Genomic DNA, 15,252 nt, shown 5'->3' on the forward strand with positions numbered 1-15,252 from the left:
TCCTCCCTTATGCAATCTCACTTGGTTTTCTTAAACGTTCATGGATCTTGTATGCTGCATCTTTTCCTTGCTGTACAGCTGTTACAACCATCGCCTCGCCCTGGCCATTTCCGAAGACGACATCTCCACATGCAAATACTTTGTCATTCGAAGTTTGCATTGTCGCTTCATCAATATCAACAACGCCATTTGTATGCTGTAAGCCAAAAGCTTCAATCAATGACACAAAACGTGTTTGCCCAATTGCTTTAATAACAGCCTCCACTTCGATAATAAAATTGGACCCTTCGATCTCCTCAGGTCTTTGACGACCATCAGCACCTGCTTCACCGAGCTTCATTTTTGTACATTCGATACCTACGACCTCACCTGACTCATTGCCAATAATCTTTTTCGGTGCTGTTAGCCATTTAAACTCCACGCCATCCTGCTTTGCAAATTCATATTCAAATTTGTACGCAGTCATTTCTTTTTGCGTTCTTCTATAAAGAATTTGAACATTGTCCGCACCTAAACGCACTGCACATGTAGCTCCGTCAATTGCGGTATTTCCCGCACCAATAACAGCCACTCGCTTCCCAACAATATCTTTTGTAAGCGGTCCCATTTTTGTCTTTCTGACAAACTCAATTGCATCATGTACACCGTCTAAATCTTCTCCTTCAATGCCCAGGTTTGGCACAGCTCCCATACCAACAGCTAAAATAACACTGTCATATTGCTCCAAGATTTCTTCAGCAGAAATATCAACACCGACAGTTGTGTTTGTTTTGATTTCCACACCAAGCTTTTCAATTTGTTCAATTTCCCAATCAACGACTTCATTTGGTAAACGGAACGATACAATACCATAGCTCCCTAAGCCACCAGCTTTCGATTCAGCTTCATAAATAGTGACCTGATAACCAAATCGACTTAGTTCACGAGCAGCTGATAATCCAGCAGGACCTGCACCAATAATCGCTACCTTCTGTCCATTGTTTTGCCCTTGCTTAAATAGCTGAGCGTTTGTTGCCATTGCCCAATCTGTTGCATAGCGCTGTAGCTCTCCGATTTTAATTGGCTTTGTTGAGGAATTTAACACACACGCCCCTTCACATAGTTCCTCCGTTGGACAAACCCTTGCACAGCTTGCACCAATTGGATTTGCTTCTAATATAGTCGTAGCAGAGCCCTTCATATTACCAGAAGCAATTTTTTTTATGAAATTTGGAATTTGAATACTCGTTGGACAGGCTTTAATACATGGTGCATCGTAGCAATAAAGACAACGATTGGATTCCTCTATTGCTTCATTCTTTGTCATACTACTAGTCAATTCCAAAAAATTACGTGTTAACTGTTGGGACATTGCATTTTCTTGTTTCGGAGCCATTTCCACATCCCCCTCATGTGTTCATTTTTTCCTTCTTATAATGGCTCGTCACCATATCGTGTGTTTGATTTCCGTTTCGGCTGGGCGCTTTGCTTTCGCGCAGAGTAAAGCTTCCTGGGGGCGTCCGATAAACCCCTAGGAGTCGCCAGCCTCCACTCCTATCAACCTATATACATGGCATATGTTTGAACATAGTCATCCACAACTTTTGGTGATGAGCTTTATTAATTACACCATTGAAAACAATGCTACATTCAACATTCATCTCACCACTTATAGTGGTAGATGTAGCTAAATGAAGATATTACGAGACCGATTGCTCTGTTCTCCATTCAAAGCAATCGGTCATAAAGTGAAACTTTAATCAGTGGGGGTTTCTTCGTTCTCCACTGATTATTAGTTGAACGAATCGGGCTTTTACAGGCAGTTTATCTCTCACCTAACTTCTTTGATTTTGCTAAAATTTTGCGGTGGGAGTATTACTACCCGTTAATACGGGATAATGCTAAATGTTTAATGCTTCTGCAGCTGTTGTTTTTAATGCACGTTTTATATATTGCCCGCTACCTAGTACACCAACAAACTCTTTATTTTTAATGACATATTCTCCACGCACTAGAACACTTACTGGTTCACCGGTTACTTCCCATCCCTCATATGGGCTATAATCCACGTTCATATGATGCGTTTTTGCCGAAATTTCCCGTTTTACTTCTGGATCAAAAATAACGATATCGGCATCAGAACCAATTGCAATCGTTCCTTTTTGTGGGAATAAACCAAATATTTTTGCCGCACTTGTGGAAATCATATCGACAAACTCATTGATAGAAATTTTCCCTTTTGCTACACCTTCTGAATATAAAATACTGAAGCGATCTTCAATAAATGGCCCACCGTTAGGAATTTTAGAAAAATCATTTATTCCTAACTGTTTCTTACCTTTAAAACTAAACGAGCATTGGTCAGAGCCGATTGTTTGAAGTTGTTTTGCTTTTAGAGCATTCCATAAATGATCCTGATGGTATTTCGGGCGAAGTGGTGGGGACCAAACATATTTTGCACCCTCAAAACCTGGTTGTGCTAAAGCAGATTGATCCAAAGTTAAATATGGTGGACATGTTTCGCCATAGACGTTATAGCCTTTCTCACGTGCAGCAATGATCTCATCTACAGCCTCTTTACAAGTTACATGCACAACATAAAGGGTAGCGCCCGCAATATGGGCTAACTCAATCGCACGTTTTGTCGCTTCTCCTTCTAATTCAGCTGGACGAGTAAGCGCATGATAAATTGGCTCCTTATGACCTGCACGTCGCGCCTCTTCTACAAGCTCATCAATAACAGAACCATTTTCACAGTGCACCATAACAACAGCACCAAGGTCTTTTGCTATTTTAAAAGCTTTAAAAAGGGTGCGATCTGTTGCTTGAAATTCTTTCGCATAAGCCATAAATACTTTTACAGAAGAAATGCCCTCCTGCTCTAAGATTTGCGGCAATTCAGCTTCTGTTTCAGGAGTTAAATCACCAATCATTAAGTGGAATCCATAGTCGATAGCTGATTTCCCCTTCGCCTTGTCATGCCACTTTTCAACTGCAGTCGAAAGTTTATCCTCGCCAGCCGTTAAGCAGAAATCCAAAATAGTAGTTGTCCGATACGAAAAACATATACATTTCTAAAAAAATGTAGCCATCTCTACTGTGACACAACTTATATCTTCCGACTTTCGTATTTGTGTCTTCCTTATTCTCCGAGTCTGGTTTCGCAAAAAGCTACTGCCATTTAGTATGACTCTCCAAAGGCTTAAATTCCGCAGTATCGTTGCGTACACATCTAAGGTTTAGTGTCAGATCAATTATGCCTCGGCATAATTGCGTCCGGAATCGGCTTTGTGCTTGAACAAAGCACTCCTTTCCGATTCCGTGACATCCGCCGGAGGCTTTAACTTCTTTCAGCGGATGTTTTGACAACTGCTGAAAGAAGTTAAATTCCTTAGATTGAGTAATTTGCTAAGTTAATGCTTGCGTTCAAATCTCTATCCAACTTTAATCCGCAAGAGCAGATATATAATCTGTCTTTCAATTTCAAATCGGATTTGATTAGTCCGCAACAAGAACAAGTTTTTGATGATGGAAACCATCTGTCGGCTTCAACAAATTCAATTCCGGATTTTTGACATTTGTATTGAATTTGCCGTTTGAATTCATATAACTTTTGTCCGGCTACCGCCTTCGCCAGATGTTTATTTTTCATCATACCTTTTACATGTAAATGTTCCATTACAATACGAGATGGCTTGGTTTTCACAATCTCATTAGAACACTGATGTAAATGATTTGTTCAGATGTCGTTAAGTCGCTTATATAAATTACGGATTTCAGTGTTTTGTTTTTGAATATTTTTCATATTCTTTAAAGGTGTTTTATAGATTGGCTTTCGTTTTTTAGAATACTTTTTAGTATTGGCTTCAAGCTTACGAGCTAGTTGTCGTTGTTCTCGTTTCAACTTTCTCTCTAATCGTTTGACTTCTTTGGTTTTGTTGATGTTCTCTTTGAACTCACCATCAGAACAAACTGCCAATTTTTCGATCCCTACATCAATTCCTAAACTTTCGCCTGTCAATTCAAACTGTTCAAATTCTTGTTCCTATCCAATGGATAGGAACCAATTTCGTCCGTCAAATGAGATGCGTGGATTCGAATATTTATGACCTTTTTTAAGCTTAGGAAGCGCAATGCATGTTTTTACACTGCCAATCTTTTCACCTCTAAAACCTTCATTTGTTCGTTGTAAACTTTCGTAATTTACATAAAAACTAACTTTACTTCTTCGTCTGCTTTTGAACCTTGGCTTTTCAGTCATGCCTTTGAACCAACGCTTTCGAGCAATATCGGCATCTTTCACCGCCTGTTTCATCACATTGCTTCCGACTTCCTGTAGCCATTTATGCGTTGTTGGTTTCAGTTCGTTATTGATTTTCTTCCGAACTTCGCCCTCTTTGACTGTACGCTTCTCGTCGTTATAAATACGTTCACTTTCAGCCAAGAAATAATTGTAAGCCCATCTCGCTATCCCCGCAGACTTCCAAAACAAAATCTCTTGTTCTTTAGTTGGTTTTAGTCTTATCTTTGTCGCCATGATCATTGTTTTTCACCTCGTCAATCAATCGTTTAGTTTTCTTCGACCGTTGACCGTAAAATCTATTTGCAAAGACCGTGACAATAAGTTACATCATTTACACCAACACTTTTAGCAAATTTCCTAATGGACATTATTTCCATGCGTACCACCTCTCTTTCACTAAGATAAAATCACATTATCCTATTTAGAGGGGTTGCTAACATTTTTATATTTGTATATATTTTTCTTGTTCACACTAAGGCGCAACCCTTAATGCAGTCTTTCTCTCACGAGTAGACCTCTTATGCTTTCACATAAGCGCAGACTATATCTTCATCTTATTTTCTAATAAGAGCCACATTTTTCTTCCGCCATTCGCTTGCGGTTTTACTCTCCCTCAAGGAGATAGTCGTTGAACGTCTTCCTTGTCTCATGAGAGATTTAGGAGTTCGCTGCTAAACATCCATTGCCAAAGCACTTAGCGCTACCGTTTTCCGTTGTCACGATGACCCTTTACGGACACTAAGTAATTTTTTTCAGCTTATGCCATCCTTGTTGTTTTTTCCGCTTTCGCACCGTTACGTCTGCCGTTTCCAGCTCCGCTTTGGTCACAAGGCTTTAGGAGTTAAAAGCAATTAACGTGGAGTTCGCACCAATCGCTTGATACGAAGGGTATTCTGTTATAAATCTATGCTTCTATACAGATTTGTATAGTTTTGTCTAAATTTGTTGTAACAGATTAGTTACCCACCGAAAGCTGCTGCAATGGTACCAGATTTCCAATCATCATCAGTCACAGTATTGTTAAATGGCATATCTAAATGTGTGTGCGGATCAATTCCTCCTGGCATCACATATTTACCTGTTGCATCAATAACCTCTGCCCCAACGTCGGATAGATTTTTGCCAATTTGAACAATTTTTCCGTTTTCAATTAAAATATCTGCCTCAAAAATATCTGCCGCTGTCGCAACTCGTCCGCCTTTAATAATTTTTTTCATTCTGCCCCTCACCCTTCGTAAAATAATGGAGAATGCTCAATCATAATAATGTTAGGAACTACCTTAATGTAATGTGTAGGTCTCCCCCATACTGAACTTTGTTTGCAGCGTCAACACTGTTTCAAGTAATACATCTGCTCCTTTCGCACAATCCTCAAATGTTGTTTCCTCTTCCTCGCAATGACTCTTACCATTAATACTAGGTACGAAAATCATCGCTGATGGAACAATGCCTGCAATATATTGCGCATCATGCCCTGCCCCGCTAAACATTCGATGGGCAGTATAGCTGAAGCTCTGACAAGCCCTTTCCACTTCATTACAAATATGAGTATCAAAATAGACTGTATCTCTACCCCATAGCTTAACTGGCTTTATGCTACAGCCCTTATCTTCTGAAGGAAGATTATTCAGTATATTTTCAACCTTTTGCATGATCTCTAGTTTTTGATGACGTGAATCTATCGTAAATGTCACATTGTTCGGTATCACTGTATGAATATTTGGAGAAACATTCATTCGGCCAAAGGTAAACACTAATTGTTCATCAATTTTTCCGAGCTCTTCATGTAAATACGAAAGGATTTTCGAAGTTACGATCATCGGATCTTGACGCATTGTCATCGGTGTCGTTCCAGCATGATTGGATTGCCCTGTCACCGTAATTTCATAGCAAACCATGCCTAATACACCTTCAACAACGCCTATTTCCAATTGCTTCGCCTCTAAAACAGGCCCTTGCTCTATATGCAATTCAATATAAGCAAGTGCTTCTTTTAAACGATTTTCTTGATCTCCCTCATAACCACTTGCTTGCAGCGCTTCTTTGAAACTAGTACCATTTTTATCGATAGATTGCAGCATTTTTTCTTTTTCAAATTTAGCTGAAATAACACCAGAGCTCATCATTGCTGGATCAAAACGAGCACCTTCTTCATTTGTAAAATTCACTATCATTATAGGGATATCTAGCTCAATCTCGTTTTCCTTTAACGTTCTAATGGCCTCTATAGCCGTTAAAACGCCTAATACACCATCAAATTTCCCACCCTTTTCAACGGAATCTAAATGCGACCCCATAACAATTGGAGGAACATCCTTTTTCCCTGGTAAAACGGCATAAATATTACCCATATCATCAACTTTAATGTCCATCCCTAATTCTTCACAACACTCACAAAAATAGTTTCTTGCTAATACATCCTCATTCGAAAGAGACAAACGAGTTACGCCACCATTTTCAGTAGCTCCAAATTGACTAAATTGTTCAATTAACTCTTGCAATCGTCTACTATTACACTTATACATATGCAAGTCCTCTCTTTCACAGTAGTTATACACATTCTATAAAAGATAAAAATTATGAGATATAGATAGCAAACTAAAAAAATATGTGCATCTGCACATAATATATGGTAAGTTATGTTCATAATAGGGGGGAGAAAATGGGGACTATTCGCAAAATTGTCGAGGGAGTTCAATTCCCAATGCTAACATTAATAGCAGGACATAACGGAACTTTTCGAAGAGTTACAGGGATTAACGTAGTTGAAAGCATCGATTTAATTATGTTTTGTAGACCTAATGAATTAGTCGTGACTACAGGTATTAATTTATCTTCAGATGGAGATTCCTTAGAGCAACTTGTAAAACTAGCTTTCACTAAAAAGGTAGCAGGTTTCATCATTAATACCGGTCCATATATTCCAGGTATACCAGATTCAGTAATCTCTTTTGCCAACGAACATGATTTCCCTATTTTTCAGATGCCATGGAATTATCGTATAGCCGATCTATTAAAAACAACATTTCAATTTATCGCCAATCACCATCAAGAGCTTTCTATCGAAGAAAAGGTTCTTTATAACTTACTTTTTCACTACAAACAAAACACCAACTATATTAAAGATCAATTAGCACTACTTGGTTTTCCACAAGGTAGGGAGCTAGCCATCATTTCATGTACTACAAATGGTGCACAAGCTAATATTGACCGCTACGAGGTCATGATCCAATTTGCATTTCAAAATAGATATAAACGCTTCTTAAAACTAAAGCATAAAAATCACCTCATCTTTTTAATCGACAGAGCACAAATCAATACACCAAATACCCCCTTCTCAAAAGTTGTTGAAGAAATTTACGACAAAATTACGCAAAAAAATGGTTACTTGGATATTATCATTGGTAAAGGAAATTTTCATAAAGAGCTTGAAAATGTTCGCAAAAGCTATGATGAGTCATTAACAGTAATCCAATTAGCAAAGCTTCATAACAATCGTTTCCTATATAAATATAAAGAAATTGGTGCCTACAAAATTATCATGGCCGTGCAAAATCAAACACTAATCAAATCATATAGCCAAGACATCTTAGGTCAGCTTTATCGCTATGATGAATTACATGACTCAGATTATGTACAATTTCTACGCATTTTTCTTGAGGAAAATGGTAGTACCCGTAGAATCAGTGAGCGTCAATTTATTCATCGCAACACAGTACTTTATAAAATAAAAAAAATAGAAACACTATTAGATATGGACTTAAGTAACCCATTTACTAAAACAAATCTCTATATCGCATTTTTGATTGAAGATGTGTTAACACACCAATAAACACAACTGTATAAATTCGATTTCGAATCTTGCTTAATATAATTTTAAATCTATTAATCTAAAGGTTGTGGCTGAATGTTTGCTATAAGAGAGAATTATAAAGAATTTATTCAGTATTATCCGGCTACTGTATTTATAGTTCTTTTATGTAGTTTGGCTTCTATTGTTACTATGTTATTTTTTGATGGTTATAATGAGGACGCAATTATTATTCTTGGAGGTCTTGAAAAAGAATTAATTAACAGCGGTGAAATATGGAGATTTTTAACCTATGCATTCGGACATATGAGCCTTTTTCACTTATTGTTAAATATACCAATTTTATTACTGTTATCTAAACCACTTGAAAGATATTTCGGAAGCACACTCTTTTTTGGAATTTATATTCTTTTATCTATAGCTTCAGGTATAGTTATTTATTATTTTTATGCTGGGGTTTATCCATTAGCAGGTTCCTCCGGAGCTGGTTATGGTCTATTAGGGATATTCACGTTCTTTCTCATCAGGTACCCAAATAAGTTTTATTCCTATGATAAAAGATTTATTATAATCTTATTAGCCATTAGCTTTATTTTTACCTTAAATGTTCCTGATATCAGTATTTCTGGTCATGTAGGTGGATTTATTAGTGGTTTTGTATTAGGCTATATCATTTCAATTTTTAAAAAGGATCAAATAGAAAGCTCCTTTTACTCTAGCCGAAACTAATAATTAACGGTTTAAATTGCTGAAACGAAAATGATTTTTATTCCAAACTACAATCCGCTTCGTTATCTAGGTTTATGGATATGTAACACTAAATCCTCCAATCCTTGATTTCTTTGCGGATTATTTTCCTAGCCATAACGAAAAAACTGGACGAACCAAATGGTCACCAGTTTTTTTTGAGGAATAAAATCGAGGTTATTTTTTGTTTTTGTTTTTGTTTTTGTTTTTATTTTTACTATGTGTATCCTTTTTTTCTTCTTTTAGCTCATTAGTTGTTTTTAATGCAGTAAAATCTGCTTCATCACCAAACTCCATACCATAGCTTGGATTTCTGTCTATGCGAGTATGCTGGTCATGGTTATGATTAAGATCATGATCAGGAACAAGATCTTCGTCCTCATCAAATCGCATAACAAGAATTGGTAAGGATATTAGTCCTGCTAATCCAACTAATGCATAAATCCATCGTGACAATACTGCTGTTTGTCCACCAAACAAATAGGCAACTAAATCAAATCTAAAGAATCCTATGAGTCCCCAGTTAATTGCGCCAATGATGACTAACACTAAAGCAATTCTATAAACTACGCTCACGTTTCCACCTCCTTCATTTGTAAATACGAAGCCAGATATACATTTGAAGTTCATGCTTCACATGTATAAAAAGCGGCGATACTGCAAAAAAAACTGTCATAACAAGAGCGATAACTACAAATAATTATTGTAATTAAATCCTCCATTTTGACGGTCTTATTTTTAGCAATAACCGCTTATTTATACGAAAGGCAAACTAGGCTAAGTTAGAGTAGGATTGGGACACCCGCTGAAAACGTCACAAGATGCCAGGCAAATACGAAAAAACCCCACTTAGCAAAACTGCTAAATGGGGTTCCAACTATTTCTGCCAATTATTAAGTTCTTTTAACAACTCAGGTAGCTGCAATTTCTTAACATCAATCGGTGGTAACGCCTTGATAAATTCCTTACCATACGACTTTGTTGAAATGCGGCGGTCTAAAACGATAAATGCTCCTTTATCCTGTGATGAACGGATTAGACGACCAAAGCCTTGTTTAAAACGCATGATGGCTTCTGGCAGTGATAGCTCATTGAAGGAATTGCGACCTTGTGCAGTAATATGCTTTGCTCGCGCCTTAAATACAGGCTCCTCTGGTGAGGAGAACGGCAGTCGAACAACGATAACCGATGCAAGTGCGTCACCCGGAACGTCTACACCTTCCCAGAAACTGTTTGTACCAAAAAGAACGGCATGGCTAAATTTTTGGAATGATTTCAGGATTCGCATACGGCTTCCACCTGTTACACCTTGTGCAAAAAGCATATAGTCATCAAGGAGTTCACTATCTTGAATAAGCTCCACTGTTTTTCGAAGCATGTCCTGTGCGGTAAATAGGACAAAACAACGTCCCTCAGTCATTCGCACCGTACGTGTAATGGCGTGAGCGACCGCTTCAATATATTCATCCTGTGACACATGTTGAATATCTGGCATATCTGTGACAATAAATGCCTTCGCACCTGAATAATAGGATGGTGGCGCTTGTAACTTTATTACTTGCACACCATCGGAAATACCGAGTTGGCGCGTTACAAAACGCTCATTACCTGGCACAGTCAACGTACCAGAAGTCCATACTATGCTTGCCTGTTTACGAAGAGGTGCCAGTACTTTTTCAATGATAGGCGTGACATTAACAGGCTTTTTAAAGACATGCAAGCTTCCTGGAACGCTCCGTAAATCAAATTCTAGCCACACTGAATTATCATCTTGTGGCGATAGGAAAATTTCCTCCCATTCAGCAATTTTCACTTTTAATTCACGGATCCAATAATGCCACTCCGTTAATATATAGTGCTCACTTTTATCCAATTGCTCAATATTATTTTCAAAGGCATGGCCTACTTCTGTTGCAAGATCGAGCCACTGCTGTGTGAGCTTACTTACTTGTAGAAGCGGTTCTTTTGCTATAGATACATCTTCTAAAAACAAAGTACATTTACTACTAGCTTGTTTCCCTTTTATTTGTTGCTGCATTTTTTGAACAGCCCGCTGAATTGTTTCATCGAATGTCCGTTGTAGGCGTATAAATTGTGCATCTAGTCGCTGCAAGCTTTGCATAGAAACCCGTTGTTTTTTCTTAGCGGCCTGACTAAATTGCTGGAACAAAGCAGATTCCTCCATCGTTCCTATTTGACCGAAAATATACTTCCACTGCGTATAGGAGAAGACAACTTCGTCCTGCTGCATGGCAGATTGTATAAATTGATGTGCTTCGTCAATGATCCATCCGTCAACTTGTGTAAAAATCGGTGTTTTACGGACTAAATCACTGAGTACCATAGAATGATTGGTTACAATACAATCAGCAAATTCACTATTTTTTAACGCTTGCTCATAGAAATCAAAGCCCTTTGAAGGTTTTTCATCAGGCATTTTGCGGATTTTCTCTAAAAATAGTTGTCCACCACCAGATACATTGAGCTCACTTAGCACACCAGTTTCTGTTTTAGTTAGCCAGACGAGAATCTGCAAAATCGTAAATGTATCATCATAAGTCTCATCAGCATAAGCCATACATTGCTCAAAGCGTGCAACGTCAATATAGTGCTGCATGCCCTTAAGAACAGCAATATTTACTTTAGTGCCAAGAATTTTTTCAATCTTTGGTAACTCTTCCTCGACAAGCTGCTCCTGCAAGTGTGACGTATATGTGCTAATCGCAATTTTTTTATCGACCGCTCGAGCATATAAAATTGCAGGAAGTAGATAGCCCGCTGTTTTACCAATACCTGTGGAAGCCTCTATAACACATTCCCTTTTGTCATTAAGCGCCTCCCAAATAGTGTCCATCATCTCGAATTGCGCTGGTCGTTGCTCAAAATTCGACATAGCCTTTGTCATTAATGCTGTTTTGTCAGCTGCTGTTTGTGGATATGATACAATCTCCGCATTATTTGTATGCTTCTTTCGTCCATCACAAATAGCTAAATTGCGATAGTAGGAGACATTCTCATTAGCAGTTACATGCTGTCGTTTAATTTGAAGTGCCTCAAAGAAAAGTTGGGATAAATTTGATTTCAATCTGAATGAACGTTTATGCATTTGTTCAAGAGTTAGCTGAGGGAGACTGAGTAACTCCTTCCAGCAATGTTTAAAGAGTTCAGCAGTTGCTCGGGCATCGTCATCTGCTCGGTGTGCATTCGTTAGCTCTATATTTAAATCTGCCGCTAAATCACCTAACTTAAAGCTCAGTGACATAGGGAACAATATTTTGGCGAGCTCAACCGTGTCCATCTTTTTACCCTGCCATTTTGGTAAACCTGCACGCTTGAACTCTGCTTGTAAAAAGGATAAGTCAAAATCCGCATTATGCGCGACAAATACACAATCAGTAAGCAGTTCATATATGTAGTCGGCATGTGCCTCAAACGGCAAGGCATCCTTTACATCCTCATCCGTAATATGTGTTAAATCCTGAATGAAAGTTGGAATAGCTTTACCTGGATAAATAAACTTCGTAAAGGTGCGCTCTATTTTCCAATCTTTCATAATAACTATTGCTATTTGAATCATTCGGTCGCCATTTGCCGGTGAATGACCAGTCGTCTCTAAATCAACAATTGCATACTTTTGACTTTCCATCATACATCTCAACTCACAGTTCACATTAGATAGATGAATTTTAACATATATTTGGCTTAGCGGCATCCCTTCACCATTGTTGATTGGTCATAAAAAAGACTTCTGAACGATTACCAGGATTTTATAGTAAGAATTTTCAAATTAATATATAATATTTGTAAAGACATAGCCCATCACCATAACGTGTGGTTGATTTCGCCTTGGCATCATTGCGTCCGGATTTTGAATTGTGCCCAGGCCTAGGCGTAGCTTCCAAACCATCAAATTTTTAGTGGAGGAACGTTCAAATAACAATGTGCATCATGTTTTTGAAGTTTATCATCGCTGGAACAAAGAAGGAAGAAAGGTGTCTTTAACGCAATATTTTAGTTTGGAAAACTTTTTAAATACACTTTAATGCTCATGTGGCAAAACTATGACACTTAGAATCAGTAGTGTCCATTCTTCATTGTTAGATTTTCATTACAAATCTCCGATATGCCTTCTCTTTAACAATTTTTTGACATAATAAAAAGTGTACATCATTAAAATAAATTTAGTAATGTACACTTTCAATATATTTAGTTATAAAGTAGTATCCAACTTTATCACACTACATCACCGTTGCTTCTGGCTCATAGGATATCATTTCTTTAATCGTATTACCTTCTCCCATAATTGCAACCGTAGGCTTATGATCTTTCGCCTCTTCGTGGTCAACATACACATAAGAAATAATAATCACAATATCTCCACATTGTACTAGACGAGCTGCTGCACCGTTCACACAAATAACGCCTGATCCACGCTCCCCTGCAATAATGTAGGTTTCAAAGCGTGCGCCATTGTTGTTATTGACGATATGCACTTTTTCGTTTGGTAGCATCCCTACTGCATCTAAAATATCCTCATCAATCGTAATAGATCCAACATAGTTTAAATCTGCTTGTGTCACTGTAGCACGGTGGATTTTACTGTTCATCATCATTCGTAACATATTACAATCCTTCTTTCACATTAAAGATACAATTATCAATTAATCGAGTTTTACCAATATAGACGGCTGCTGCTAAAAGCACTTGCTCAGTCTCAGCAGTTACGGGAGTTAAATCTGGATACGCTAATAGTTCAATATAATCTATTTGACCATGGGTGCGTGTTGCAATATGTGCCTTTGCTTTAGCAAGCACATTCGCTGCATCCCTATTTGCTAAAAAGCTATCACGAGCAAGCTGTAGTGCTTCATTAATTGCTGGTGCCTCAAGACGCTCCGCTTCACTTAAATAGACATTACGAGAGGATTTAGCTAAACCGTCCTCCTCCCGTACAATAGGTACTACTCGCATTTCCAAAGGGAAATTAAAATCGCGTACCATCGTAGCAATAATAGCAACCTGCTGTGCATCTTTTTGTCCGAAATAAGCTCGTGTCGGCTGTGCTAGGTGAAATAATTTTGATACGACCTGTAAAACTCCATCAAAATGTCCTGGACGGCTTGCCCCACAAAGAATTGTTGCCTGTTCACCCGCATGTATACGAATACCACCATCATGCGGATACATTTCTTCAACACTCGGTGCGAAAACAATATCTACACCTGCAGATTCTGCCAAAGCTGTATCCCGTGGCAAATCACGTGGATAACTTTCAAAGTCTTCGTCTGGTCCAAATTGTGTTGGGTTTACAAAGATACTCATAACGACTAAATCATTTTCAGAACGAGCTGTTTTTGCTAGCGTTAAATGACCCTCATGTAAAAACCCCATTGTTGGGACTAGTCCAATTGATTTTTGAGCTTGCATAGCTGCTTGGATTTCTACGGTTAGTGCTTGGATTGTAGTTACGACTTTCATTACTTTACGCCCCCATATAGCTGATCCAATGCTTCCTCTTTCATTGTGAAGGAATGCTTCGGCGCAGGGAAATTACCTGCTTTTACCGCTTCTACGTAACTAGCAATACCACGGCTTGCTTCTTGGCCCATATTAGCAAACTGTTCCACGAATTTTGGTACATGATGTGAACCGTAGCTTAACATGTCATGATAAACCAAAACTTGTCCATCAGCCTCTACACCAGCTCCAATACCAATCGTTGGAATAATAAGATTAGCAGATACCATCTCTGTTAGCTGATGTGGAATACATTCTAAGACGACTGCACATGCTCCAGCCTCTTGACATTTTTTTGCATCTTCAATGAGTTTCGTTGCCTGTTCAGCTGTTTTACCCTGAACCTTGTAGCCACCAAGTACTCCTGCTGATTGAGGTAGTAAACCTAAATGAGCTACCACCGGAATGCCAGCTGACGTTAATTTACGAATTGCTGGTAGAACATCGTCTGCACCCTCTAACTTTAGTGCATCTGCTCCTGTTTCTTGCATCATGGTTACAGCCGTTTTCAACGTCTCGTGTACATCACCGTGGTACGAACCAAATGGCATATCAACAACAACAAACGTATCCTTTGCCCCTCTGCGCACTGCTTTTGCATGATGAACCATATCGGCTACTGTTACTGGCATTGTAGAATCATAGCCTAGTACTACCATTCCTAGTGAATCTCCCACTAGAATCATATCGACGCCTGCTTCCTCGGCAAATTTTGCAGCAGGATAATCATATGCAGTAAGCATAACGATTTTCTCACCTGCTGCCTTCATCTTTAAAAAATCTGAAGTTGTTTTCATCATGTAGTCCTCCTTTTTTAAGGAAAGAAAACAGAAAAACCCCTCTGTTCCTAAAATAGACAGAAGGGTAGTGTTTCGTTCGTTATCAAAAATCACCT

General features: G+C 38.4%; 9 protein-coding genes and 4 pseudogenes. 2 read left to right on the forward strand and 11 right to left on the reverse strand.

Annotation, left to right across the window (positions count from 1 at the left end; genetic code table 11):
- Positions 1-7: 7 nt before the first annotated feature.
- From ACZ11_RS13140 to ACZ11_RS13160, 6 genes and pseudogenes are all read right to left on the reverse strand, one after another.
- Positions 8-1,375: an NAD(P)-dependent oxidoreductase gene (locus ACZ11_RS13140; RefSeq protein ID WP_082172770.1), complete on the reverse strand. Its 1,368-nt coding sequence runs from the start codon at positions 1,373-1,375 to the stop codon at positions 8-10.
- 505 nt (positions 1,376-1,880) lie between these two features.
- Positions 1,881-3,029: pseudogene (gene hydA / locus ACZ11_RS13145) on the reverse strand (dihydropyrimidinase); the annotation flags it as partial.
- Positions 3,030-3,370: 341 nt separating this feature from the next.
- A pseudogene (locus tag ACZ11_RS13150) lies at positions 3,371-4,522 on the reverse strand (RNA-guided endonuclease InsQ/TnpB family protein).
- Positions 4,485-4,601, reverse strand: a pseudogene (locus ACZ11_RS25840) (IS607 family transposase); the annotation flags it as partial. The pseudogenes ACZ11_RS25840 and ACZ11_RS13150, both read right to left, overlap by 38 nt.
- 643 nt (positions 4,602-5,244) lie before the next feature.
- A pseudogene (locus ACZ11_RS13155) lies at positions 5,245-5,499 on the reverse strand (amidohydrolase family protein); the annotation flags it as partial.
- A gap of 63 nt (positions 5,500-5,562) precedes the next feature.
- Positions 5,563-6,807, reverse strand: a complete 1,245-nt coding sequence (locus tag ACZ11_RS13160) for a Zn-dependent hydrolase (RefSeq protein WP_049666719.1) — start codon at positions 6,805-6,807, stop codon at positions 5,563-5,565.
- A gap of 137 nt (positions 6,808-6,944) precedes the next feature.
- On the opposite strand from ACZ11_RS13160, the gene ACZ11_RS13165 reads away from it, so the two are divergent.
- Together ACZ11_RS13165 and ACZ11_RS13170 are read left to right on the forward strand one after the other, a co-directional pair.
- On the forward strand, positions 6,945-8,114 hold the full coding sequence (locus ACZ11_RS13165; protein WP_049666721.1) for a PucR family transcriptional regulator: 1,170 nt from the start codon (positions 6,945-6,947) through the stop codon (positions 8,112-8,114).
- Positions 8,115-8,189: 75 nt separating this feature from the next.
- The gene (locus tag ACZ11_RS13170; RefSeq protein WP_049666722.1) at positions 8,190-8,822 is read left to right on the forward strand and encodes a rhomboid family intramembrane serine protease; all 633 of its coding nucleotides are present in this window, start codon (positions 8,190-8,192) and stop codon (positions 8,820-8,822) included.
- 195 nt (positions 8,823-9,017) lie between these two features.
- Here the strand turns inward: ACZ11_RS13170 and ACZ11_RS13175 are convergent, their stop codons facing one another.
- The 5 genes from ACZ11_RS13175 to panB form a co-directional block, all read right to left on the reverse strand.
- On the reverse strand, positions 9,018-9,416 hold the full coding sequence (locus tag ACZ11_RS13175) for a DUF378 domain-containing protein (RefSeq protein ID WP_049666723.1): 399 nt from the start codon (positions 9,414-9,416) through the stop codon (positions 9,018-9,020).
- Between the two features lie 301 nt (positions 9,417-9,717).
- Positions 9,718-12,489: an ATP-dependent DNA helicase DinG gene (dinG, locus tag ACZ11_RS13180; protein ID WP_049666725.1), complete on the reverse strand. Its 2,772-nt coding sequence runs from the start codon at positions 12,487-12,489 to the stop codon at positions 9,718-9,720.
- Positions 12,490-13,078: 589 nt separating this feature from the next.
- On the reverse strand, positions 13,079-13,462 hold the full coding sequence (panD, locus tag ACZ11_RS13185; RefSeq protein WP_049666728.1) for an aspartate 1-decarboxylase: 384 nt from the start codon (positions 13,460-13,462) through the stop codon (positions 13,079-13,081).
- A 1-nt stretch (position 13,463) separates the two neighbouring features.
- Complete coding sequence (gene panC, locus ACZ11_RS13190) at positions 13,464-14,318, reverse strand: pantoate--beta-alanine ligase (RefSeq protein WP_049666729.1); 855 nt, start codon at positions 14,316-14,318, stop codon at positions 13,464-13,466.
- Positions 14,318-15,154, reverse strand: coding sequence for a 3-methyl-2-oxobutanoate hydroxymethyltransferase (panB, locus tag ACZ11_RS13195; RefSeq protein WP_049666730.1), 837 nt, complete (start codon positions 15,152-15,154; stop codon positions 14,318-14,320). Before panB ends, panC begins: the two co-directional genes overlap by 1 nt.
- Positions 15,155-15,252 lie beyond the last annotated feature (98 nt).

The sequence above is a fragment of the Lysinibacillus xylanilyticus genome, from assembly GCF_001183605.1.
Lineage (GTDB): Bacteria > Bacillota > Bacilli > Bacillales_A > Planococcaceae > Lysinibacillus > Lysinibacillus xylanilyticus.

Coding starts and splice junctions, on each gene's coding strand:
- ACZ11_RS13140 (WP_082172770.1), bottom strand. CDS start 1,375: ATGGCTCCGAAACAAGAAAATGCAATGTCCCAACAGTTAACACGTAAT.
- ACZ11_RS13160 (WP_049666719.1), bottom strand. CDS start 6,807: ATGTATAAGTGTAATAGTAGACGATTGCAAGAGTTAATTGAACAATTT.
- ACZ11_RS13165 (WP_049666721.1), top strand. CDS start 6,945: ATGGGGACTATTCGCAAAATTGTCGAGGGAGTTCAATTCCCAATGCTA.
- ACZ11_RS13170 (WP_049666722.1), top strand. CDS start 8,190: ATGTTTGCTATAAGAGAGAATTATAAAGAATTTATTCAGTATTATCCG.
- dinG (WP_049666725.1), bottom strand. CDS start 12,489: ATGATGGAAAGTCAAAAGTATGCAATTGTTGATTTAGAGACGACTGGT.
- panD (WP_049666728.1), bottom strand. CDS start 13,462: ATGTTACGAATGATGATGAACAGTAAAATCCACCGTGCTACAGTGACA.
- panC (WP_049666729.1), bottom strand. CDS start 14,318: ATGAAAGTCGTAACTACAATCCAAGCACTAACCGTAGAAATCCAAGCA.
- panB (WP_049666730.1), bottom strand. CDS start 15,154: ATGAAAACAACTTCAGATTTTTTAAAGATGAAGGCAGCAGGTGAGAAA.